At 55.0% G+C, this 23,293-nt stretch carries 19 protein-coding genes and 1 riboswitch; of the genes, 11 read left to right on the forward strand and 8 right to left on the reverse strand.

Annotated elements, in window-relative coordinates; genetic code table 11:
* Positions 1–18: 18 nt before the first annotated feature.
* A complete protein-coding gene (locus tag IPN69_16265) occupies positions 19–840 on the reverse strand; it encodes a PilZ domain-containing protein (GenBank protein MBK8812265.1) in 822 nt (273 codons plus the stop codon).
* Between the two features lie 94 nt (positions 841–934).
* Entirely contained in the window at positions 935–1,696 is a 762-nt protein-coding gene (locus IPN69_16270; GenBank protein ID MBK8812266.1) for a PilZ domain-containing protein, read from the reverse strand.
* A 232-nt stretch (positions 1,697–1,928) separates the two neighbouring features.
* Between IPN69_16270 and gyrA the strand changes: the two genes are divergently transcribed.
* Together gyrA and IPN69_16280 are read left to right on the forward strand one after the other, a co-directional pair.
* Positions 1,929–5,789, forward strand: a complete 3,861-nt coding sequence (gene gyrA / locus IPN69_16275) for a DNA gyrase subunit A (protein ID MBK8812267.1) — start codon at positions 1,929–1,931, stop codon at positions 5,787–5,789.
* Positions 5,790–6,008: 219 nt separating this feature from the next.
* Positions 6,009–7,241 carry a cysteine desulfurase-like protein gene (locus IPN69_16280; GenBank protein ID MBK8812268.1) on the forward strand — a complete coding sequence of 411 codons (1,233 nt, stop codon included), beginning with the start codon at positions 6,009–6,011 and terminating at the stop codon, positions 7,239–7,241.
* A 439-nt stretch (positions 7,242–7,680) separates the two neighbouring features.
* Here IPN69_16280 and IPN69_16285 read toward each other — a convergent pair whose 3' ends face one another.
* A complete protein-coding gene (locus IPN69_16285) occupies positions 7,681–9,354 on the reverse strand; it encodes a hypothetical protein (GenBank protein ID MBK8812269.1) in 1,674 nt (557 codons plus the stop codon).
* Positions 9,355–9,601: 247 nt separating this feature from the next.
* On the opposite strand from IPN69_16285, the gene IPN69_16290 reads away from it, so the two are divergent.
* The 5 genes from IPN69_16290 (at position 9,602) to IPN69_16310 (ending at position 13,112) form a co-directional block, all read left to right on the forward strand.
* Entirely contained in the window at positions 9,602–9,850 is a 249-nt protein-coding gene (locus IPN69_16290) for a hypothetical protein (GenBank protein ID MBK8812270.1), read from the forward strand.
* A 107-nt stretch (positions 9,851–9,957) separates the two neighbouring features.
* Positions 9,958–10,977 (forward strand): NAD(P)-dependent alcohol dehydrogenase, encoded by a 1,020-nt coding sequence (locus IPN69_16295; protein MBK8812271.1) that lies wholly within the window; start codon positions 9,958–9,960, stop codon positions 10,975–10,977.
* Positions 10,978–11,079: 102 nt separating this feature from the next.
* Positions 11,080–11,409 carry a thioredoxin gene (trxA, locus tag IPN69_16300; protein MBK8812272.1) on the forward strand — a complete coding sequence of 110 codons (330 nt, stop codon included), beginning with the start codon at positions 11,080–11,082 and terminating at the stop codon, positions 11,407–11,409.
* Positions 11,410–11,490: 81 nt separating this feature from the next.
* The gene (locus tag IPN69_16305; GenBank protein ID MBK8812273.1) at positions 11,491–12,453 is read left to right on the forward strand and encodes an NADPH:quinone reductase; all 963 of its coding nucleotides are present in this window, start codon (positions 11,491–11,493) and stop codon (positions 12,451–12,453) included.
* Positions 12,454–12,842: 389 nt separating this feature from the next.
* Positions 12,843–13,112, forward strand: coding sequence for a hypothetical protein (locus IPN69_16310; GenBank protein MBK8812274.1), 270 nt, complete (start codon positions 12,843–12,845; stop codon positions 13,110–13,112).
* Between the two features lie 166 nt (positions 13,113–13,278).
* On the opposite strand, the gene IPN69_16315 is transcribed toward IPN69_16310, so the two are convergent.
* The 5 genes from IPN69_16315 to IPN69_16335 form a co-directional block, all read right to left on the reverse strand.
* Positions 13,279–15,144: a bifunctional homocysteine S-methyltransferase/methylenetetrahydrofolate reductase gene (locus IPN69_16315; protein ID MBK8812275.1), complete on the reverse strand. Its 1,866-nt coding sequence runs from the start codon at positions 15,142–15,144 to the stop codon at positions 13,279–13,281.
* 196 nt (positions 15,145–15,340) lie between these two features.
* A riboswitch (SAM riboswitch) is annotated at positions 15,341–15,416 on the reverse strand.
* 187 nt (positions 15,417–15,603) lie between these two features.
* Complete coding sequence (locus tag IPN69_16320) at positions 15,604–16,257, reverse strand: hypothetical protein (GenBank protein ID MBK8812276.1); 654 nt, start codon at positions 16,255–16,257, stop codon at positions 15,604–15,606.
* Between the two features lie 59 nt (positions 16,258–16,316).
* Positions 16,317–17,147, reverse strand: a complete 831-nt coding sequence (gene mutM / locus IPN69_16325) for a bifunctional DNA-formamidopyrimidine glycosylase/DNA-(apurinic or apyrimidinic site) lyase (protein MBK8812277.1) — start codon at positions 17,145–17,147, stop codon at positions 16,317–16,319.
* A gap of 4 nt (positions 17,148–17,151) precedes the next feature.
* Entirely contained in the window at positions 17,152–17,610 is a 459-nt protein-coding gene (locus IPN69_16330; protein ID MBK8812278.1) for a hypothetical protein, read from the reverse strand.
* Between the two features lie 2 nt (positions 17,611–17,612).
* Positions 17,613–18,653 carry an NDP-sugar synthase gene (locus IPN69_16335; GenBank protein MBK8812279.1) on the reverse strand — a complete coding sequence of 347 codons (1,041 nt, stop codon included), beginning with the start codon at positions 18,651–18,653 and terminating at the stop codon, positions 17,613–17,615.
* A 259-nt stretch (positions 18,654–18,912) separates the two neighbouring features.
* On the opposite strand from IPN69_16335, the gene IPN69_16340 reads away from it, so the two are divergent.
* The 4 genes from IPN69_16340 to IPN69_16355 all read left to right on the forward strand — a co-directional run bounded on the left by IPN69_16340 (position 18,913) and on the right by IPN69_16355 (position 23,243).
* Positions 18,913–21,210, forward strand: coding sequence for a tetratricopeptide repeat protein (locus IPN69_16340; GenBank protein MBK8812280.1), 2,298 nt, complete (start codon positions 18,913–18,915; stop codon positions 21,208–21,210).
* Between the two features lie 48 nt (positions 21,211–21,258).
* Positions 21,259–21,561, forward strand: a complete 303-nt coding sequence (locus tag IPN69_16345) for a hypothetical protein (GenBank protein MBK8812281.1) — start codon at positions 21,259–21,261, stop codon at positions 21,559–21,561.
* Between the two features lie 96 nt (positions 21,562–21,657).
* Entirely contained in the window at positions 21,658–22,290 is a 633-nt protein-coding gene (locus IPN69_16350; GenBank protein MBK8812282.1) for a thiamine phosphate synthase, read from the forward strand.
* A complete protein-coding gene (locus IPN69_16355; protein MBK8812283.1) occupies positions 22,287–23,243 on the forward strand; it encodes a hydroxymethylpyrimidine/phosphomethylpyrimidine kinase in 957 nt (318 codons plus the stop codon). Before IPN69_16350 ends, IPN69_16355 begins: the two co-directional genes overlap by 4 nt.
* Positions 23,244–23,293: the final 50 nt, after the last annotated feature.

Consider the following 23,293-nt stretch of genomic DNA (forward strand, 5'->3'; position numbering starts at 1 on the left):
GAACAACGGCGTCGGATTTCAGTGTTGCCGCTCATTAATGTCTTCTGCGGCCTCTTGCTTGCTCGGCGGGGCATTTGTTTCATCGTCGGCTTGCGCAACGTCTTCCGGCACATCGTGAGACGGCACCTCCTTGATCGGAAAATCTGCCGTGACGAATTCGAGGTGGATTCGGTTAACGTTATCGTGATGGCTCCGACGGTTCCGAACCACCGCAAGTACAGAGAATTGAGGTTGTTGGAGAGTGAACCGAACGCAATCGCCTATGTTCACATCGAGCGTCGAAAGAACCGCCGACCCGCGCTGACTTATGTTCTCGGTAACGGATTCTGTTTCCGCAGCAGGACTATCTTCATCGGAGACCGCCGATATTGTGACATCGGCCCTGAATGGGAATCGTGAGAACTTTCTCGTGATGAATGGCCGTGTCGTCTCTGTTATCTTCCAAAGCCCGTCTTCGGCAATCCCGACGATGCGGTACCATTTCTTCGGATCAAGCTGATAGTCGTCCTGCTCGATTCTTCCGACGAATGCCACGCCAACCTGAAAACTGCAGGATTCAGACAAATACTGGCAGTGTTGGACAACGCCCCAAACTCGGTATAGTTCCCGCTCCTGGTCATATGCTCTCAGGTGCCTTGGAAGAGGCACGAGCAACGACAACAACTGGCCCGGGTGGCAATCGTGTTTCAAAAAGAATCCGGCGCCGGTACGTGAGAAAGAAATTGCTTCGGTGTGCTCTTTCCAAACCGAGCCTTCCGCGTCTTTGCCTTTGACCAGTGTGCTTGACGTGGTATACATCCGGTCGGATTTCCGAAGATCCGGTAATTCGTTGAGGTTCACTTTCATACTCCTTTTTCCTGAATGCAGACAACTGGGAATGGGGTAACCAGCGCGAATTTGAGACGCACTTGATCCGGATTTCGGGAATTGAACTTCATTCGATTCCTTCGAGCGGGAAGAAGTGGTCGATGAACTCGATGTGAAGGCGTGGAATCCCGTCCGGACCCAGACGTTTTCCGCGGACGACCGAAATGATCGTCGTCTTGTACTGTTCACTCGTAACTCGCAGGAACGAGCCGACGTGAGTCTCCAGCGACGTAAACACCGCCGCGCCGCCGAGCGAAATATTTTCCGTCACCGTCATCTCGGCCGCCGTGACGTTGCCCTCGTCGTCAAGGGTTTCGAGGAGAAAGCTGACCGGGATCGGATATCGCGAATGCCGTCGGAGCTCACGCGGAAGTTCGTTTTCGTCGGGCCGGTCCGGCGCTTCGGTGATCTGCCAGAAGCTGTCCTCCGGTCGTTCGACGATCTCGTAGAGTCTTGAAGGATCGTCGAAATACCCGTTCGGCGGATCCTTTCCGATGAACGCGAGGCCGATCGCGTATTGTTCGGGGGTCAGGTTGCTGCTGATTGAGATACAGCGCCGAACGAGTCCCCAGATTCGATACTGCGGTTCCATATGGTCGAAACAGCGAAGTTGCCGCGGCATCGGTAGGGTCAAGACGACCAGTCGACCGCGCTTGACAGGTCGGTTCAGATGAAAACCGGCCCCGAACGCCGAAACGTCCTTAAGACGTGTGATCTCGTTCCACGAAACCGTGCGGTCGATCTTTCCTTCGACGCGGACGGGCAAAGCGAGCGCCAGGCGTTGAATCCGCCGTGCTTCTTTTTCGCTTACTTGAGTGTTCGTATACATTGAAAAAGCCTCGGTAAACAGGACTGTCTTTCGTCGCAGAGTGGATTGTTGAGGAGGCCGAAAAGTCCGGATTCCGGCGTTTTAAGCCGACTTTCGATAGTTTGCTAAACAGGCTCCAAGCCTGTAAAATAAGGATACAATTAAATTGGATTTAATTCCAGAACTTTTTATGTTCACGCCTTTTGTTGAAACCCATCTAACAAAAGAACTTACAGGATTCATCAAAAAATAAATGGATAATCTTATCGAACGCAATCAGATTAATATTGAGGACGAAATGCGGCGGTCGTACCTCGATTATGCAATGAGCGTGATCATCGGCCGCGCGCTTCCGGACGTCCGCGACGGGCTCAAGCCGGTTCACCGGCGCGTCCTCTGGGCGATGCACGAACTCGGCAATACCTACAACAAACCGTACAAGAAATCCGCGCGCGTCGTCGGCGACGTTATCGGTAAGTACCACCCGCACGGGGACACTGCGGTCTATGACACGGTCGTCCGGCTGGCGCAGGATTTCTCGCTCCGCTACCCGATGGTCGACGGACAGGGAAACTTCGGCAGTATCGACGGCGACAACGCGGCGGCCATGCGGTATTGTGTTGTAGGCAAAACACTTACGGTTACAAATCGCGGGTTGGTAAAGATCGGGGAACTTTCGGACCGGGAAGAGATCACGGTCAACGTCCTGTCGCATCATCAAAATATCAATTCGGCGAGCAAGTGGTTCGATTGCGGCGAGCACCCGGTGAAGACGGTTCGCACCAAGCTCGGTTTCGAGATCACTGGAACCGAAAATCACCCGTTGCTCGTTTGGGAAACGGCACGCGATAACCGCCCCCGTTTTGTTTGGAAGATGATCGGCGATTTGAAAAACGGGGATTTCCTTGTCATCGATCGCAGCGAAAAGCTCTGGCCCGAAAGTGAATTGGATCTGGCGAGTTTTGTGCCCGAATTCGAGAATCCGCGAACAGTCCGGCATCAGCTGCCGAAGACACTCGGCGAAGATCTCGCGTTTCTGCTGGGAGCTTTGGTCGCCGAGGGAACCCTTCAAAAGGATCGCATCGAATTCGGGAACGGCGAAGGAGAATTTGCCGACGAATTCGTAAGCGCGTTCGAGCGATGCTTTCCGACCTGCAAGCTTCATCGGTGGCTGAGGGAGCCGAATTCGTACGGTAAGAAGAAGTGGTGGCAGATGCAGGTCGTCAGTCAGCAGGTCGTCGGACTTCTTTCAAATCTTGGCCTTGACGGCAAATCGCGGGAAAAGCAAATACCCGCGGCGATCCTCGCGTCTCCGCAAAAAGTCGTCGCGGCTTTCCTCCGCGGCATGTACGAAGGAGATGGCGCGGTCGAAAGATCAGCGAAAAGTCTGATGCGCGTGACGTTGACATCTGTCAGCCGGGAACTGCTTCATCAGACGCAGGTTCTGCTTCTGCGATTTGGGATCGGGGCGAATTTATACAGTGATGCCAAGCACGGTCGCAGCACTTTCCGGTTGTGTATCAATGGAAAGGAGAACCTCGAACGCTTTCGGGAGAAGATAGGATTTTTCTCGAATCGAAAATCGGAAGCGCTTGACCGGGTTCTGTCGGAGATGACCGGCAGAGTGCTGTCAAGAACAGATTACGTGCCGTTTGTTGCATCGTTCGTCCGGTCGCGCGAATTGCGGGGAGGCCGGACGTGGCTTGAAAGAAACAACTTCGATCGGATGCCGCGACTGCTCGGTTCCCTGGAAAAACTCCAAACGGTAGTGCAGGAAAGCGAGTTCAAGTTCCTGAATGGGCTGGCGATTTCGAATTACCTTTTCTCGCCGATCGAGTCGATAACATCCGCCGGCGAACAAAAGGTCTATTCGATCCGTGTCGACAGCAAATGTCATTCGTTCGTCGCAAACGGCTTCGTCAATCACAATACCGAAGTCCGTATGGCGAAGCTCACGAACGAGGTTCTTGCCGATATTGAAAAGGAAACCGTCGATTTCCAGCCGAACTACGACGAGTCGCTGAGCGAGCCGAAAGTTATGCCGACGCGCGTGCCGAACCTGCTGATCAATGGTTCGGAAGGAATCGCGGTCGGGATGGCGACGAAGATTCCGCCACATAATCTGACGGAGATAATTGACGCTGTGAGCGCGCTTCTCAAGGATCCGGAAACATCCATTGAAGAACTCATCAAGATCGTACCGGGGCCTGATTTCCCGACCGGCGGTTTTATCTACGGCCGCGAAGAGATCCACCGCGCCTACCGCGAAGGCCGCGGGATCATTCAGATGCGGGCCCGTGCGGCGATCGACCGCGTCGGTCGCGGCGACCGTGAAAAGGACGCCATCGTCGTCACTGAAATTCCGTATCAGGTCAACAAAGCAAGGCTTATCGAGAAGATCGCCGAACTCGTGCACGAGAAGAAACTCGACGGCATTTCCGAACTCCGCGACGAATCGAATCGCGAGGGAATGCGGATTGTCATCGAACTCAAGCGCGATGCGGTTCCGCAGGTCGTTCTCAACAAGCTTTACAAACTGACGCCGCTGCAGTCATCCTTCGGCATCATCAACCTGGCGATCGTCGACGGCGAGCCGCGGGTGATGAATCTCAAGGAGATACTTGAGCATTTCATCGAATTCCGGCGCGAGGTCATCCGGCGACGCACGAAGTACGAACTGAAAAAGGCGCTGGCAAGAGCGCATATTTTGGAAGGCCTGAACAAGGCCATCGACGCGCTCGACTATATCATTCCGCTGATCCGCAATTCGCGTTCTGTCGATGAGGCCAAAGGCTGGTTGACGAACAATCTCGCGACGCTTCACGAGGTCAAGAACTGGCGCGGAATTCCGACCGACAAAACGCTTGCGGGATTCCTCAAGGATCTCGAACGCGTCGTCGGCGCGCTCGGGTTTTCGGACATTCAGGCGCAGGCGATCCTCGACCTTCAGCTTCGCAGACTGTCCGCTCTCGAGCGTCAGAAGATCATCGACGAACTCGAAGCGATCCTCAAGCATATTGCCGAACTCGAGGCGATCCTCGCCAGCGAGCAGCTTTTGCGGCAGGTCATCGCGGACGAACTCGCCGAGATCAGAAAGAACTTCGGCGATGCGCGGCGGACCGAGATCGTCGATGCCGGAGTCGAATTCCGCATCGAGGACCTGATTCCCGACGAAGAAGTCGCGATCACCGTGACGAACGCCGGTTACATCAAACGGACGCCGGTCTCGATCTATTCAAAACAGGGCCGCGGCGGGAAGGGCCGGCTCGGCGCGAAGGCAAAGAACGACGATTTTGTCGAGCATTTGTTTATCGCCTCGACGCACGCTTATCTGATGATCTTCACCGACGACGGACAGGTCTTCAAGATGAAGGTCCACGAGATCCCGGAAGCCGATCCGTCGGCGCGGGGCAAGGCCGTCGTCAATCTCGTTCAGCTTTCATCGGAGCGCAAACTCGTGACGGTGATGCCGGTGCGCGATTTCAGCGAAGAGATCTACCTGATGATGGTCACAAAGGAAGGCGTGATCAAGAAGTCAGCGCTTTCGGAGTATCAGAACATACGCGTCAACGGGATCAATGCGATCAACATCGACGAGGGCGACGAACTGCTCGACGTCATACGCACCGACGGCAAGCAGCAGATCCTGATCGCAACGCACGACGGAATGGCGGTTCGGTTCAATGAAACCGACGTTCGTCCGATGGGCCGCGTCGCGCGCGGGGTGCGCGGCGTCAATCTGAGAAAGGGCGACTTCTGCGTCGCCGTCTGCGCGATCGCGCCCGAAGGGCTTGAACGTATCCTTTCGGTCAGCGAACAGGGTTACGGCAAGCAGACCCAGGCGGCGAACTATCGTCTGACGAAACGCGGCGGCAAGGGCGTCATCAATATGAAGACGACGGCCAAGACTGGCAAGGTCGTTGCGGCGTTTCCGGTCAAGGACGATTCGGAGATAATGATCATCACTCAGCAGGCGAAACTGATTCGTCTCGGCGTTGACAAGATCCGCGAGACAGGCCGCAGCGCGCAGGGTGTGATGCTTATTCGAACGGGCGAGGAAGATCTCGTCACCAGCGCCTCGCTCCTTCAGATTGAAGACGACGGCGACGAGTAGGCCGATTGGGGAATTGGGAATTGGGATTTGGGAATTGGGAATTGGGATTTCGGATTTGGGATTTCGGATTTGCGATGTTCGCACTATCGGATTCGGTGCGGTTTGATTTGGCGAAATCCGTATTCCCAAATCGCAAATCGCAAATCCCAAATCCCAAATCCCAAATCCCAAATCCCAAATCCCAAATCCCAAATCGCAAATCCCAAATCCCAAATCCATATGGTTCATTCTGTCGATAAAATTCGCTCGCAGTTTCCCGCCCTTGCGCGGACTCACAACGGTTTTCCGGTTGCCTATTTCGACGGCCCGGGCGGAACGCAGGTTCCGCAAGTCGTCGTCGATGCGATGTCGGATTACCTGCTCAACCACAATGCCAATTCCCATTGGGCGTTTCCGACAAGCCGCGAGACCGATGCGATCATCGAACGTTCGCGCGAAGCGCTGGCCGATTTTCTCAATGCGGCACCGACCGAGATCGCGTTCGGCCAGAATATGACGTCGCTGACGTTTCATCTTTCACGGGCGCTCGGAAGAGAGTTTTCACCGGGAGATGAGATCGTTTGCACCGAACTCGATCACCACGCGAACATTGACACCTGGCGTTTTCTCGAAAAGGAACGCGGCGTGAAACTGCGCTTTGTTTCGATGGATCCCGAAAGCGGAACGCTCAATATCGACGAGATCGGGTCGTTGTTGAACTCAAGGACCAAACTGCTTGCGATCGGAGCCGCGTCGAATGCCTTGGGAACGGTCTCGGACGTCCGGCACGCCTGTCGGCTCGCGCGCGAGGCCGGAGTTTTGAGTTTTGTCGACGCGGTTCATTACGCCGCGCATAATCTGGTCGACGTCCGCGATTTCGACTGCGATTTTCTTGCGTGTTCGGCTTACAAATTTTATGGACCGCACATCGGAATTCTCTTCGGTCGGGGCGAATTGTTGCGTGCGATCGACTTTCCAAAACTTCGCCCGGCGCCCGAAAACTCTCCGGATCGGGTCGAAACCGGAACGCAAAGCCACGAATCGATCGCCGGCGCCGGTGCCGCCGTCGATTTTCTGGCGTCGCTCGCTGACGGCGCGACTAGGCGCGAGCGGCTTCAGAACTCGTTTCGCGAACTTCACGAAAGGCAGCTCGAATTGACGGAGGCGCTTTGGAACGGACTGACCGCGATCGGTGGTGTGAGGCTTTTTGGGCCAAATTACGAAATGCCGCGCACTTCGACCGTGTCTTTCGTCATTGATGGCGTCGATTCCGAGACGGTCGCCGTTAGACTCGCCGAAAAGGGCATTTTCGCGTCTAACGGAGATTTTTACGCGACGACGGTCGTTGAAAAGCTCGGGCTCGCGGACGTCGGACTTGTGCGGATCGGTTGCTGCATCTACACGACCCGTGAGGAAATCGAGAGATTACTGGAGGCGGTCGAAGAAATCGCGCGAGAGAGAAGTGAGAACTGAGAAGTGGGAACTGAGAGCTGAGAACTCAGACGGCAAGCGGTAATTCCAAAAATCCAGATTCCAAGAGTTCGAGATCGAAGATCCAAAATCCAGATTCAAAGAATCAAGGAGCCACTCGGAAAAACGATTAAGTGGGCGGAGAACACGAACTTGCGATAGCAGCACGTGAAGCGGAACGGAACCCGGGTGTCAGACGCGATTAACTCAAAAGCTACCGATTCTGGAATATCTGGAATCTGGAATCTGGAATCGGGAGCTTTGAAACAGCGTCTCCCGAGATTCCTTTCTGTTCCCATTGACTGAAACGAATCCGCTCCATCCCGCCAATCTGTGTTCTAAGGGAAACGCGATCTGCTTCCGCTATGTCGGTTTTTCAAAGCCCCAAATCGCAGATCGCAAATCGCCAAATCGCAAATCGCCAATCGCCAATCCCAAATCGTCACAGGCAGCTCCATTGTCCGGCGACGACCATTGCCGGCGCGCCGCTTCCGCCGGATTGGCAGGGTGTCGAACCACGTTTGCAGTTCGAACAGTAAACCATTGAGCCGTTTGGTTTTCCGGCCGGAAGAGCGTTCTGGGCGAAAATCGGCATCTGGACCGGAGCGCCGAACTGGACGTCGGTCCCGAAATATGTCGGATGTCCGACGACGCGTCCGTCAGAGGGTTGCCCGGTCATAAAGATGATCGTCGCCTTGTCAAAATTCTGCTTCACGGCGCCGCGGCATCCCAATGTATAGCCGTCGTAACAAAATCTGTCGCCCGTCGAATAGACACGGACGCGCTCGTCGGCACGGAACGTGTCGGCGTTGAACATACTTCCGACCGAGACAAACGTCCGGCGTGCTTTGAAAACAATCGGATCGCCGAAAATGCAATTGACGAAAGTTATCGGATACGAGTAATCGCCGGCGTCGGGATTCTGAACTTCGTTGTAAACGAGCGAATTCGTCATCGATTCCGTTTGCGACCCGATTACCGTCAGATTTCCGCTGTCGAGGATATTGATGAACGTCCCGCCGAGCGCATTCGAGTATCCGCCGCCGAATGTGTCCTGGATCGTTACCATTCCGACGCGTTCGAAATGCATTGAATTCGCCGCCTGGGTCGCGGTGCGGGCCGGATTGATGAACTCGCTCCCTTCGATCTTCCAGTCGGTGTTGCGCGTGTCGCAGTAGATCGCCGTGTCGGTGTTGTAAACAAAACGCGAATTGCGGATCTTTATGTAATCGAACTGCCAGTTGAGATTCGTCTGGGGCAGTCCGTGAGCATAAATCCCCCGCCAGAACGCGGTGAACGCGACGTTGTCGAAATAGACGTTTTGCGTTGAGGTGTATGCACCGAGCGCTTCGACGCCGTTGGTCATCGGCAATCCGGTAACGGAAGACAGTTCGATGTTCTCAAATGAAACCTTTTCCGTGCATTCGCCGATTTTGAACAGAGACTGTCTGGCGGTCGTCAGCAAGATGCGGGTCGCGCTGCGGCGAATCAGATCGCTCGTCGCGGCCTGCGAATGAAGTCCGCCTGCGCCGCGGATCGTGATGTTTGAGGGCAGAGTCAGGCCGCGAAAGCCCGGGACGTTTCCGATCTGATAATCGCCTTCGGGAAAATACAACACGCCGCCGTTGTGCGAGGCGATGAAGGCGAGCGCGCTTTGAACCGCCAATGTGTCGTCGTTGCGGCCGTTGCCGTAAGCCCCGAAATCCCGGATGTTGTATTCGCCGAGCGTCTTTTCGTCCGGCGTCGCGATCCAGTCATAGATCACCGTTCTGACATACTGGTCGCCCGAAAACGAGATCCGGTACTTTTTGTCTTCCCCCTGGAAACACCATTTCAGGTTATTTGAGTTCACGCGCATTGAGGCCGTCGAAGCTGAACCCTTTGTGACCGTCGTCCCCGAACCGTCGCAGGCGCGGACATTCATCGGCGTTGCCGGATCGAGATCTGCAATTGTGACGCTCACGGTCGGCGGCGCGAATCTTGTCGCGCACGTCGCGGCCCGGTGATTTTCAGGCGCATCAAGAAAGATATTGTAGCCTTCGAACTTGTTTTGAGCTGCAACGGTAGCCGCCGTCATCGCGACGGACAGGATTAGAAATAGTAGTTTTTTCCGCATATTCAATTATTATCTCTCACTTCGGATGGTTCACCAAAAACGACGCCGGAGATTCGAAGCCGCAGGCGCGCGGAAGGTTCGCCGCGTTGTCGTTACTTTCGAATGGTTCACATCAGGCGCCGAACCGGGAACCTTGATTCGCCCCTCACCACGACCGAAAACTCAAAAGTAGGACATTTGTAACAACCCGACCGGCGTCGGATGATACGATTATGAATCTTGAAGTAAAAGTAAATATTCGAACATTATGGAAATCACATTAGGGTTGATCGGCGTGATCGTCTGCGGTCTCTTGCTTCGTGTGCCGTTCGTTGCGCTGGTCGAATCTGTGTCGAGCGGAAGCGAGATCAAGTATCAGATCGCGAATGCGCATTTGATGTTCAATATCCTCGGAGTCCTTGGTTCTGTCGGACTCATCCCTTTTGTGGAGAGGCTTTTGAACTACCTGCTTCCCGACGTCGATGCTGATCCTGCAACCGAACTTAGTCCGGCCTGAACATTGAGCAACGAGAATCGACCGGAGTCCGTTCCGTGCGGACTCCGGTTCGATTGTTTATACTCAATCACACTGCACAAACTAGATTTGCGAAAACTACAAATAATATGAGCAACTTGGTACGGGCATATGCGGCCGCGGAACCGCGAGGGAAGTTTGATCGTTTTGATTTCGACGCCGGGGAACTCGGCTCCGAACAGGTCGAGATCCAAGTGCATTCGTGCGGGATCTGCCATTCCGATCTGTCGATGCTGAACAACGATTGGGGAATCACGCAGTATCCGTTTGTCGGCGGTCACGAAGCCGTCGGAGAGATCGTCGCCGTCGGCAGCTATGCAAAAGGCGTCGCGGTCGGCGACAAGGTCGGTCTTGGGTGGAATTCCGGAAGTTGCAATTGCTGCGATCAATGCCTGAACGGCTATCAGATCAACTGCCGCAAACTGGAACAGACGATCGTCGCGCGTCACGGTGGATTCGCCGAACGCCTGCGATGCAACTGGGAATGGGCAGTGAAACTGCCTGACGCTCTCGATCTGTCAAAGGCCGGACCGCTGTTCTGCGGCGGAATCACAGTGTTCAACCCTTTCGTTCAACTCGGCATTAAACCGACGGACAAGGTCGGCGTCGTCGGAATCGGCGGTCTGGGACATCTCGCGCTGCAGTTCGCGGACAAATGGGGTTGCGAGGTTACGGCGTTCACATCCAACGCCTCGAAAACCGAAGAACTCAAAAAGCTCGGGGCGGACTTTGTCGTCGGCACTCGCGACGATGAAGCGCTTGCGTCGCTCGCGGGCAAATTCGATATGATCCTCGTGACTGTCAATGTTTCGCTGAACTGGGATCTTTATTTCAACGCGCTCGCGCCAAAAGGCATCCTGCACGTCGTCGGTGCGGTCCTCGAACCGATACCGGTCGGAGCATTTTCGCTCATAATGAACCAAAAAAGTCTGAGCGGAACGGCGACCGGTAGTCCCGGCGTGGTCGCCAAAATGCTTGAATTCTGCGCGCGCCACAAGATCGAGACGGTCACCGAAAAATTCCCTATGTCGCGCATCAACGAAGCGTTCGAACATCTCGAAAGCGGCAAGGCACGCTATCGGATCGTGCTCGAGAACGACTTCAATTAGAGGTGTTTGACATTTGTAACCGGACAGGTTACAGTTTATTCGGTTTTGCGGAATAAAACCATCGGCGGTTATAATAAACGTCATATTCATAGGAGATATCAAATGGGAAATTTTACAAATGCAATTAGCGATTCGAACTTTCAAACGGATGTTTTGGGTTCGGATCAGCCGGTCTTGGTCGACTTTTGGGCTGAATGGTGCGGTCCGTGCCGCGTCATCGCACCGACGGTAGATGCGGTCGCCGAACAGTTTGAGGGCAAGGCTAAGGTCTTCAAGATGGACGTTGACGAGAACATCAACGTTCCGCAGCGTTACGGAATCCGCGGAATCCCGACGCTGATCCTTTTCAAGAACGGCGAAGAGCAGGAACGCTACGTCGGCGGCAACATCAGCCGCGAGAAACTCGCCGAAATGGTTGGAAAATACGTCTAGTTTTGTTTGCCGCGAGGTATCACGAATTTCACGAATCGTTGGGTTCGTGAAATTCGTTTTGTTTGTGGCAGAGATCCAAATATGAAAGCAATTGTTGTTTCGGAATTTGGTCCTCCCGAGGTGATGAAGCTTACGAACGTCGACACTCCGAAGGTCGGCGACTCGCAGATTCTCGTTCGTGTCGAGGCCGCCGGTGTAAATCCGGTCGATACGTACATCCGCTCGGGCCTTCACGCGATACGGCCGACGTTGCCGTTCACGCCGGGAAAAGACGGCGCCGGGATCGTCGAAGCGGTCGGTGCGGCGGTCGTGGACTTCAAACCCGGTGATCGCGTATATCTCGCCGGCGCGGTGACGGGAACATACGCGGAATTCGCATTGTGCGAAGCGTCACAGGTTCACGCCTTGCCGGACAACGTCGATTTCGATGAGGGCGCGGGTGTTTTCGTCCCGTACGCAACCGCTTGGCGCGGATTGTTTGAAAAGGCAAATGCCCGTCCGGGCGAGACCGTTTTGATTCACGGAGCGTCGGGCGGAGTCGGCATCGCGGCGATTCAGTGGGCGAAACACGCGGGCTTGACGGTCCTCGGGACGGCGAGTTCGGAGGAAGGCAAGAGCCTCGCGAAACAGCAGGGAGCCGACTTCGTCTTCGATCACACAAGCGAGAGTTATCTCGATGAGATTCTCGCGGCCACCGGCGGCAAAGGTGTCGACATTGTTCTCGAAATGCTTGCTAACGTCAATCTGGTCAAGGACTTCGAAGTCTTGAGAATGTTCGGCCGGATCGTCGTTATCGGAAACCGCGGAAGCCTCGACTTCAACCCGCGCCTGACGATGGGCAAAGACGCGAGCATTCTCGGACTCTCGTTGTTCAACGCCAAGCCGGAAACGATGTCAGCGATCCACGTCGCGATCTACGAGGGTCTGCAAAAGGGATATCTGAAGCCGGTCGTCGGCAAACGCCTGAAACTCGATGACGCAGCGCAGGCGCATCACGATGTAATCGAACACAAGGCCTTCGGGAAGATCGTCCTTGTTAACTGAGAACTGAGAAGTGAGAGCTGAGAATGGAGAACTTCGAACTTGGAACTGAGAAATGAGAAGTGAGAAGTGAGAACTGAGAAGTGAGAAGTGAGAAGTGAGAAGTGAGAAATGAGAAATGAGAAGTGAGAAGTGAGAAGTGAGAAGTGAGAAGTGAGAAGTGAGAAGTGAGATCTTGGAACTGAGAAATGATAAATGAGAACTGAGAGGTGAGAAAGGAGAACGGAGAACGGAGAACCGAGATGATTTCTCAATTCTCACTCTTCAGCCCTTACTTCTCAGATCTCACTTATCAGTTCTCCATTCTCCATTCTCCGTTCTCAGTTCCAAGTTCCAAGTTCCAAGTTCCAAGTTCCCAGTTCTCAGTTCTCAGTTCTCAGTTACAAATGCTTATGTCCGCCGAAAAATACGTTGAAATCATTATGCGCGACGAAATGTCGATGATTGCCGCCGAACAGACGACAGTTTATGAGGCCGCGCGAATCGAGAGGCTCTACAAGTTCCACGACGGCGCGATAATGCGATACGAGTGGCAGGACTCATCGATCGTCGGCGACCGGTTCAATCATCGATTTTCGTTGGTTGAGCCGCCGACACCGAATCCGGCCGGCTTAGAGCGAGGAATCGTGAAGGTTATCGATCATCCGACTTCATCACGCTGATTTTGCCTGATCGTGAAATTTGGCCATCTAAACTCTCGCGGCCTGCTGCCCGGATGTAAAGGCCCGCCGACTTTTGACGCTGCTGTCGCCGAAATGTGAGGCTTTTTTGGATATCGAGGCGGCAGCCAGAATCGTCTGATTTCTAACGCTGCCGCTCGTCTTTTTGCTACTTCTTAAACTCGTCCAGCACCTCAAAAACTTGAAGCGCATATTTGACGTTGCCGAACGGCGCCGATACCTGAACGCCGGCGATGATGTCGCGGACCTCCGCGAGCGATTCGCGGGCGATCGCAATGCCTTCGTCGCGCGCCTCTTCCTTGCCCCTTTCAGACGCCGCGCGCATTCGATCGAGAATGTCGGCCGTAACGTTGACGCCCGGAACCTCGTTATGCATAAATTCGGCGTTGCGGTAACTGATGAGCGGCCAAATTCCGGCGATTATCGGGATCTTGACGTGCGAGATGCGCTCGAGAAAACGCCTCAATTGTGCGGTATCGAAAACCGGCTGCGTGATCGCGTACTCGGCGCCCGCTTCGACTTTCCATTCGAAACGTTTGATCTCCTCGTCGAGATTCACCGCGCCCGGATTTACGCCGACGCCGATCGAAAAAGCCGTCGGACGGCCGATCGGGTTGTTCCCGAGATCGAGCCCGTGATTGAGTCGGTTGACCATATTCGTCAGGCCGATAGCGTCGATGTCGAACACGGCGGTCGCGTCAGGGTAAGGCCCCATTTTCGGCGGATCGCCGGTTATGATCAGCAGATTATGAAGATCTAGCGCGGCCGCGCCGAGAAGATCCGACATCATCCCGAGCAGGTTCCGGTCGCGGCAACAGTAATGAAGCACCGCCTCGATTCCGATCTCGCGCTCGACCAGCACCGCCATTGCCTGCGCGCTCATACGTGTCTGCGCGCGCGGGCCGTCGGGGATGTTGACGGCGTCAACGCCGGCGGTTTTCAACAGCCTGATCGATTCGAGCGTTTTTTCGGCGTCGCAGCCTTTCGGCGGCAAAACTTCAACCGAAGTCACGAATTCGCCGCGCGCGATCTTGCGCGACCATTTTGACCGCTCTTCGGCCGCCACGACCTTGACGTCTTCGGGCTTGAGTTCCTGGACCGTCACCGGGTGCTTGACGAAATGATGCGGACGCTGTCGCGGCGAAACGGAACGGATCGCGTCCGCCAGGAGTTTGATATGCGCCGGCGTCGTGCCGCAGCAGCCACCGATAAAACTGGCTCCGACCTGTATGAACCGGCGCGCGAATTCGGCCATATACTCGGGCGAGCACATATACATCTGGCGGCCCTGGACGTCGCGCGGAAGTCCGGCGTTCGGCTGCGCCGAGAGTTTCTTGTCGGTAACTTCGCGCATTTTTTCGAGCGCGTTGAGGAACATCGCCGGACCAACGCTGCAATTGAGTCCGATGACGTCGGCCCCCCAATCGTCAAGCCGTTGGGTAAAGATCTCAGGCGTCGCTCCGAAAACCGTGTTGCCGTCGGTTTGAATCGCGATCTGCGCGACGATCGGGAGATCGCAAGCTTCCTTGACCGCAAGAATCGCCTGCTGAATTTCCGACAGATCCGAGAACGTTTCAAGCACGAACAGGTCGATCTCGCCTTCGAGCAGCGCTTCCGCCTGCTGCCTGAACATACCGCGCGCCTCTTCAAAAGATGTCGAACCATAGGGTTCGATTCGCATTCCCAACGGCCCGATCGTTCCGGCGACGTAGACCTTTTCTCCCGCCGCCTCGCGCGCGATCTGCGCCGCCGAAAGATTGATCTCGCGGAGTTGCGAATCGAGCCCGAATTGCTGCAGTTTATGATAGTTCGCGCTGAACGTGTTGGTCTGTATGATTTCCGCACCGGCGCGAACGTATTCCTCGTGAACTTCGCGGACCAGATCTTTGTTGATGAGATTCAGTTCGTCGTACGAGCGGTTGATGTAGATGCCTTTCTCGTAAAGGCGGGTTCCCATCGCGCCGTCAAAGACGTAAATGCCGTCGGACTCGATTAGATTTCGAAAGTTACGCATAATCTGATTTGCGAATTGCCATTTGCGATTTGCGATCGGATCGACGGCGTTTTTTGAACCCGAAATCGTCTTGGGTATTCTCGCCGCCCGATTTGGCCCCATTTCCCGTCGATTCAAGCAATCGCAAAAGACGCAATTGCAAATCGAAAATCGCAACTTGAAAATCAAAAAGCCTCGCCAACAGCGAGACTCGTTTGAAAGTGTCCGGTTTAGCTGTTTAGCGGATTATTTAACGTGGTCGCAAGTCGCATTAACTCACCACGAAAAGTTACTTAAATTCTGCGGTTTACGCTTGTAGGTGTCAAGCCGAAAGCGAACCGTGAACGGCGAAGATGGGCCCAAAACCGACCTGCTCGGATTCCTTCGGCAACGACTCGCCGAACGTCGCGGTGCAGATCAAGCAAATTCATAGGCGACCGCACGCGGATCCCGCTTGAAAAGCAAGGATCCATAACTGCGCTATTTCGCTTCCTCTTCTGCCGGACCCGAATCGAGATGCCCGAAGAAAGCGTATTGCGCCTTGCGGCCGCTGATCTCAAGACGCCAGTGCGAAAAATCTTCGGTATTGTCGCATCCGTTTCCGCGGCCCTGGAAGACCAGAAAGTAGGTCGTTGCGGGAGCGATCCCGGCGCCGAACATACCCGAACCGCTGCGGACCGTGCCCTTGAATCGGAACTCCTTGTAAAGAAGCGGTCCGCCCGCGCCGCCCGGCTTCCCGTCGTGGATGTCGACTTTGAACTTCGAAAGCTGCGCCGGAAGCGGAAGGACAAGCGTTCCTTTCTTGCCGCTTTTCGTGGCGAGATTGAGCGTCCAGACGCTCTTGGTGAATGAAGCGACAAGGTCGAACTGATCGATCGTCTCGCTCCATTTCTCGTTGGAAAAATCCGCCTTCAGCGATTCGAGTCCCTTGATCGCTTCAAACTCCGCCTCGGTGAGGATGAGATTCGCCGATTTCGCGAACTTCATTCCGCCGATCACTTCGAGATCATAACCGGCCGGCCGGCCGGTCCAGGTCGAGTAGGTTCCGTGTTCAGCACAGCAGGCGCACGCGAGTGCATTCGCCGGGAGAAGAAGCAACGTCGCAAAGGCGACGGTCAAGATCAGTTTTGTCATTTAGTTTTATCCTCGAAAAAAGTCTGCGGTTTTCGGTCTGGGTTTGTCAACGTTGCGGGTCATCGTTGACAGTTCGGGCAGTAATATGTTGACCGCCCGCCCTGGACGATGCGCCGGATCGGCGTTTCGCATTCGACGCACGGCTCGTTCTCGCGGTCGTAAACGCGCCACGCCGATTCATAGCCGCCGCCATAATAGCTTCCGTCTATGTTTTCCGGATCGACGTTGAGCGTCGAACCGTGCGCCATCGATTCGGCAAGAACTTCGCGGATCATCCCGAAGAGCTTCTCCGTCTTCGGCCGCGTGAACGAAGACGCCCGTCGTTTCGGGTTGATCTTCGCGAGAAACATCGCCTCGGAGGCATATATGTTGCCAAGCCCGAGGACGCGCGTCTGATCGAGCAGGACCAGTTTGACGGCGCGTTTCGAATCCTTGAATACGGATCGAAGGTACGCCGCGTTGAAGGCGTCGGAGAACGGTTCGGGCGCGAGTTTCTTAAGTTCTTTCGCTTCCTGGAGAAGATCGGTTTCGACGATCCGCATAAATCCGAAATGGCGCTGATCCTCGAAAACGAGCCGCATTTCGTCGTCCAGATAAAACACGGCGTGCGCGAACTTCGGGTCCTCGCGGTCCGCGCCGAGAAGCATAAATCGGCCCGACATCCGCAAGTGGACGATCAGCGTCCGTCGATTGTCGAGTTCGATCAGAATGTGTTTTCCGCGACGATCGACTCGAACGATCGAAGCGCCGCCAAGCAACGCCGCGAAATCCGCCGGCGTATGCTCCGGAGCGAGCCTTTCGCGACGGAGTTCGACAGACGCAAAGGTTCGGCCGCCGACAAGTTTTTGGAGCGACCTAGCGACCAGTTCGACTTCGGGAAGTTCGGGCATTGTTTTATGTTTTCCAGAGAACGCCGGCTGATTTCAGCCCATCGATGATTCCTCTGAGTTCGCGATACAGCGATGTTCCGCTGCCGTACGTCTTCAGCCCGAACCAACCAAGCGCGATCGGTATCGATCCGCCAACGATGACAAGTGTCGCGATCGCGTCAAACAGGTCGGCGGCTTCGATGCCGCCGAAAGCGAAAACGAACAGGGAAACGACCCCGGCGGTGATCGCGTACAGAACCGCGGGTCTGCCGATCAATCCGATCCAGTTTCGTTCGCGGTAAAAATCCTTTATCTCGTCCGCGTGAAAGAGTGCAAAGAACATCGTAAACCCTAGTGTCCAAATCGGTTTATGTCGCATCGTGAAGACCGCCATCGCGGTCATCAATCCGCCGATGAAACCCCGGAACGCCGCGACGGACACGGTCAGGATGAAGATGACGATCTTGTCGATGAATAACTTCAACTTCAGACCCGCGTGTAATCCGTCAGCAAGGTCTTGTCTCCGAGCACGGTTCCCGCGCGGACGGACACGTTGCGGCCGATGTGGCAACTGCGGCCGACGATCGCGTCGCGGATCTCGGACGAACCGGCGATGCGCGTGTGCGACCAGATCACGGAATTCTCTATGATCGCGTGTTCCTCGACGTGGACGCCCGCACCGAGCACTGAATTGAGGATCCTCGCATTCGGCTTAACGACGCAATCGGGACCGATTATGGAGTTCGAATCGATAACGGCCGCCGTGGCGATTTCCGATTCCTTCGTTCGATCAACTTCGAAACCGCGAATCTTGCCGGCGAAAAAGTCGTGATGTCCCTGAAGATAACTTGCCGGATTTCCGATGTCGCGCCAGTAGTCGCCTTCGAGAATATAGGCGAAAAACCGCTTTTGTTTCTCGAGCAGGTCGGGGAATACGTTGTATTCGAAAGAATAATTTCGACCTGCGGGAATTAGTTCGAGAACTGACGGTTCGAGTACATAAATGCCGGCGTTGATCGTGTTCGTGGTCAAACTCGCGAGTTCATCGGCTTTCGGCTTTTCGAGGAATCGCAGGACCTTGTGATCCGCGTCCGTCTGAACCAGCCCATATGCGGAAGGGTTTTCGACGGGCGCCAGAAGAATCGTCGCATCGGCGTTCTTCGACCGGTGAAATTCGACGAGATCGGCGATTGAAACATCGGTCATAACGTCGCCGTTCAGAACGACCGTCGTTTCGTTTTCGTCGTGGATACCGAATTTATACGCGCCGCCGGTACCCATCGGACTCGGTTCGGTTATGTATCGCAGGTTGACGCCGAACTCCGCGCCGCTGCCGAGCAAATGTTCGATCTTGTCCGGCTGATAGCTCAGCGAAAGCGTGATGTCTTCGATGCCCGCACGGCGCAGGATCTCGATCTGGTAAAGCAGGAAAGGTTTGTTCAGAAACGGCACGATCGGCTTTGGCGTGTAAACCGTCAACGGTCTGAGCCGGGTTCCTTTTCCTCCCGCTAAAATTAATGCCTGCATATAATTGAATGCTCGAACGAAACAAATTCGACACTCTGATTTTAAGAATATTGCGTTGCAAAACACAAAACCACAATTCGAAATATCGAGTCAAAGACGGAAAACAACAACGTTAAAAAACATTGACAGATTTTGTTACTTCGTGATAATTTCTTAAATGTAGATGGACCGGAAATTTCATCTGCTGTTTTTGTCCCATCTAACAGCGCTTGCTCGCTTATCCAGACCAATACAGTTTCTTGCAAAAGTCTAATCCACAATGAGCTTCGACAAAACAAAATCGATGCGGAATGCCGAGCGGTTTCTCTCGCAGGGCAAGATTCGCGCGGCGATCAGCGAATATCAAAGAATTGTCGAATCCGATCCGAAGGATTTCAGCACCCTGAACATTCTTGGTGACCTCTATGCCAAAGGCAACGAAACCGAGGACGCCGTGAAATGTTTCAAGCAGGTCGCCGAACACTACAACAAACAGGGTTTTGCTCAAAAGGCGATCGCGATCTACAACAAGTTCTTGCGCCTCGATCCTCATTCGCCCGAAGTCTTAGAAAAACTCGCTCAGCTTCACCAGTCGCGAGGTTCGAATGCCGAAGCCCGCAATCACTATGCGGCCCTCGCCGATCAATATCAGAAGCAAGGTAAAAAGGCCGAAGCGCTGGAGATCTGGAAACAGATCGCCAAACTCGATCCGAACAATACCGAAGTCTATTTGAAAGTCGCCGAGTTCTGTCTCCAAAATGGCCAGAAGGACGAAGCCGCCAAGGCCTACACCGAAGCCGGGATTCGTCTCGCCGCGTCGGAGCAGATGGAGTCCGCACTGACCGCATTTTCGCGCGCACTCGAAATTCGGCAGTATGACCTGGCGGCGCTGAACGGTTACGTCAAGGCGCAGATCAAACTTGGATATGCCGACGATGCCGCCCGTCGTTTGGAGAAGATCCTCGAACAGTCGCCGTACAACCGGGAGATCCTGTATTTGCTGGTGGATTGCCACCTTGAATCCGGCAACCTGACGCTGGCCGAGGAATCCGTTATCAGATTGGTCGAGCAGGAACCGGCGAACTATCCGAAGTTCATCGATCTCGTCGAACTGTATATCAAATCCGGCGATCTCGTTTCGGGAGCGCGAATTCTGTCGATGTCGTCGGAACATCTTCTCGTCGGCGGAAAACATGAGGAGTTTCGGCGCTGGGCGAACGAGATCGTCGCCCGCGATCCTGAACAGATCGACGCCCTTCGTCTGCTCGTCCGTTATCACGGTTGGCAGCGTGACGAAAGTGAGCTCCGTCGGGCACTCGAGCGACTCGCCGAGATCGCGCGCCTGCACCAGCAGGTCGATGACGAAAAATACGCGTTGAGTCAGCTGGTTTTAATAGTTCCCCACGAGATCGGTTACGCGAAACGCTTGCAGGAGATCAAGATCGAACTCGGCGATTTCCCGATGTCGGACCCGCCTGAACCGATACTGGCTCCGGTACGCCAACCTGCGCCGCAGTTTTCGAACTTCCATATCGGGGACGACTTTGAACCCGAAGGCAACCGTGTGCCGCTTGACGAATTCAGGGACATCAACGACAGTCCGCGATTCGCGGCCGACGCGGAAATGAGTTTCGCCGGAACGAACGGAACTTCAAACGGGTACGCAGCGATTTCCGAAGACGCGTCGGTGATCGTTCCTGAATCGGATATCGTTCCCGAGTTCGGCGATGTTGAGCTTGACGATTCGCCCAGCGAAACATCCGAAGTCGGCAAACCGGTTGAAACGACAACCGAATTGAGTCCGGCGGCCGAAATGCGGCTTTCACAAGAGCTTGAAAGCGTCGAGTTCTACATCGGGCAAGGCTATATGGAACTTGCCGACCGTTCGATTACCGCGCTTGAAGATGAATTCGGGAATCGTCCGGAATTTGATGACCTACGCGCTCGGATCGCGCAAACCGAGCCCGAGACCGAAACCCAACAATGGCCCGATGACGTTTCGATCGAATCGGAGATGCCGGCGGTCGCGGTCGTCGATGAGACTCCCGCAATACCCGTCAAGCCGGAAACACGGAGGATTCCCGTGGTCGAGCCGACACCGGTCTTCGGGGCGAATGCTTCGGGAAATTTTCTGGACGAATTTCGTAGCGAACTCGGTCTTGACGAGCCGAAAGTTGCGGTTGACGACGATTTCGACACGATCTTTCACACGGCGACGGCGTATCGGGAAATGGGACTTCTCGAAGACTCGATTCGGGGATTTCAGGACGCCGTGAACCGCGTCCGCCCGGACGACGGCTCGCGACGCTTCTTCCAATGCTGCAATCTCCTCGGACTGTGTTTTATGGAGAAGCAAATGCCGAACCTCGCGATAATGTGGTACAAGCGCTCGCTCGAAACGCCGGGTCTGACTTCCCAGGAAAATCACGCGATGCTCTACGAATTGGGCAACGGCTACGCATTCGCCGGCGATCAATCAAAAGCGATCGAATGTTTTGAACAGATCTACGCCGTCGACGTCGATTACCGCGACGTTTCGAAGCGACTCGAAGCGCTCCATACTCCAAGCCCTGCATAACGGGCAGAAATTTGTCTCTAAACTGAAATTGACGTTATACTTAGCGGTATGGTTGCGAAACTTACCGTTATTTTTTTGATTCTGCTCTGCTTTTTGATGGGAATGTTTCTCACCCTGTTGCCGTGGTTTCGTCTGAACGGATTCGGCGAATGGGGCGACAACTATCTGCTCGCGGTTGTATCGGAGAAAGCCGGCTTGCCCTTGTTGAGGAGCGCGGTTTCATCGAACTGGGTGCGCGGCGCCGTCAGCGGGCTTGGAATCCTCAATCTTTTCATCGCTTTTTGGGAGATCGCTCACTTCAAGGAGAGCGTCGCCAAACTCGAGGGCGACGACTGGGACAGTCAGGCTTGAAAAGGGAAAAGGCAAAAGGGAAAAGGCAAAAGGGAAAAGGCAAAAGGGAAAAGGGACCGGCGCAGCCGATTGTTGATCATCCCGAGGGTCTCTACGGTGGCGAACTTTACGAATGAATTAGGTCCGCGGCCTTTGATCTACCTGATCACCGATGGCTCGGCGACGGTCGCGGGTTTCGCCGGAAGTTCCCGGCGAATTCTAAAACTCGTCGAATGCGCCGTCCGGAACGGCATCTCGCTGATCCAGATCCGTGAAAAGCGTCTTCCGGCGCGCTTTCTCTTTCAACTGACTTCCGATGCGGCGACGATCACCCGAAATTCGAATTCCAAATTGCTTGTCAACGACCGTGCCGACATCGCGCTCGCGGCCGGAGCGGACGGAGTTCATCTGACTTCAAGCTCGGTTTCGCCGGAAACGTTGCGCGCGGTGTTTCCGTCTGATTTCCTGATCGGGGTTTCGACCCATTCGCGCGAAGAAATCGCCAATGCCAAGAAAAGCGGCGCCGACTTCGCCGTTTTCGGTCCGGTCTTTGCGACTCCCGGGAAGGGAACTCCGACCGGGTTGCGCGAGTTTCCTGAAATTCTCGCTGAGGTAAGACCGTTTCCGGTTCTCGGTCTGGGCGGGATCGACCAAACGAACTTCGGGGATGTCCTCGGAGTCGCTGACGGTTTCGCCGCGATCCGATTTCTTAACAGCGAGGAGAACATTGCCCGACTGAACGCGAAATGAAATCCCAAATCCCGAAACCCAAAATTGCGTTGACGATCGCCGGCCTCGACCCTTCGGGCGGCGCCGGGATCATCGCCGATCTCAAGACGTTCGCCGCCTTTGGCTGTTACGGTGCGGCGGCGCTGACCTCGATCACGTTTCAGAACACGCAGGGAGTTTTCGGCGCCGAGAATGTTTCGGCGGAAAACGTTCGGGCGCAGGTTGCGCCGATCTTCGACGATTTCAAGGTCGACGCCGTCAAGACGGGAATGCTGCCGACGCGCGGGATCATCGAAGAGATCGCGGCGATGGCGTCGGAATTCGGTTTCGAAAACTTCGTCGTCGATCCCGTCGTCCGTTCGACTTCGGGCTTTGACCTGATCGACGATGCGGCACTCGGATCATTGATCGAAAAGCTCTTTCCGCTCGCAATTTTGATCACTCCGAACGCGGTCGAGGCGGAGCGGATCACCGGTCTGAAGATCGAATCGCTCGCCGACATCGTCCGCGCGGCGAACATTATGCACGACTTCGGAGCGCGCGCGGTCCTGATCAAAGGCGGACATCTTTCGATTTTGGATTGGGGATTTGGGATTGGGGATTTGGGAGTTGCGAATTCGGATTTGGGATTTGGGATTCCGGATTTAGGAGACATGGAATCGGGAATCGGGAATTCGGCGCGCCGTCAAGCGGTCAGATACACGGATGCGGGTTCGAACGCGCGCAAGGCATTCGATTTTCTCTTTATCGACGGTGTTGAGCATCGCTTTTCTGCCGATTTCATCGAAACGACCGCGACACACGGGACGGGCTGCACGCTGGCCGCCGCGATCGCCGCCGGACTCGCGAACGGGAAATCGCTCGTCGACGCGGTCGCCGCCGCAAAAGATTTCGTCAACGCCGCGATCCGCACGGCACCGATGATCGGCAAAGGCCATTCGCCGATCAATCACCTCGTCAAAATGCCGGATTGAGCGACCGAGCTCAATGTCGCCAAGAAATTCAGATTTCCGAAGGCCCGCCC

Source organism: Acidobacteriota bacterium (assembly GCA_016715115.1).
Taxonomy (GTDB): Bacteria; Acidobacteriota; Blastocatellia; order Pyrinomonadales; family Pyrinomonadaceae; genus JAFDVJ01.

Bases quoted from the DNA above. Each gene is read 5' to 3' on its own strand.
- IPN69_16270 (MBK8812266.1), bottom strand. From the start codon at position 1,696: ATGTATACGAACACTCAAGTAAGCGAAAAAGAAGCACGGCGGATTCAA.
- gyrA (MBK8812267.1), top strand. From the start codon at position 1,929: ATGGATAATCTTATCGAACGCAATCAGATTAATATTGAGGACGAAATG.
- IPN69_16280 (MBK8812268.1), top strand. From the start codon at position 6,009: ATGGTTCATTCTGTCGATAAAATTCGCTCGCAGTTTCCCGCCCTTGCG.
- IPN69_16285 (MBK8812269.1), bottom strand. From the start codon at position 9,354: ATGCGGAAAAAACTACTATTTCTAATCCTGTCCGTCGCGATGACGGCG.
- IPN69_16290 (MBK8812270.1), top strand. From the start codon at position 9,602: ATGGAAATCACATTAGGGTTGATCGGCGTGATCGTCTGCGGTCTCTTG.
- IPN69_16295 (MBK8812271.1), top strand. From the start codon at position 9,958: ATGAGCAACTTGGTACGGGCATATGCGGCCGCGGAACCGCGAGGGAAG.
- trxA (MBK8812272.1), top strand. From the start codon at position 11,080: ATGGGAAATTTTACAAATGCAATTAGCGATTCGAACTTTCAAACGGAT.
- IPN69_16305 (MBK8812273.1), top strand. From the start codon at position 11,491: ATGAAAGCAATTGTTGTTTCGGAATTTGGTCCTCCCGAGGTGATGAAG.
- IPN69_16310 (MBK8812274.1), top strand. From the start codon at position 12,843: ATGTCCGCCGAAAAATACGTTGAAATCATTATGCGCGACGAAATGTCG.
- IPN69_16315 (MBK8812275.1), bottom strand. From the start codon at position 15,144: ATGCGTAACTTTCGAAATCTAATCGAGTCCGACGGCATTTACGTCTTT.
- IPN69_16320 (MBK8812276.1), bottom strand. From the start codon at position 16,257: ATGACAAAACTGATCTTGACCGTCGCCTTTGCGACGTTGCTTCTTCTC.
- mutM (MBK8812277.1), bottom strand. From the start codon at position 17,147: ATGCCCGAACTTCCCGAAGTCGAACTGGTCGCTAGGTCGCTCCAAAAA.
- IPN69_16335 (MBK8812279.1), bottom strand. From the start codon at position 18,653: ATGCAGGCATTAATTTTAGCGGGAGGAAAAGGAACCCGGCTCAGACCG.
- IPN69_16340 (MBK8812280.1), top strand. From the start codon at position 18,913: ATGAGCTTCGACAAAACAAAATCGATGCGGAATGCCGAGCGGTTTCTC.
- IPN69_16345 (MBK8812281.1), top strand. From the start codon at position 21,259: ATGGTTGCGAAACTTACCGTTATTTTTTTGATTCTGCTCTGCTTTTTG.
- IPN69_16355 (MBK8812283.1), top strand. From the start codon at position 22,287: ATGAAATCCCAAATCCCGAAACCCAAAATTGCGTTGACGATCGCCGGC.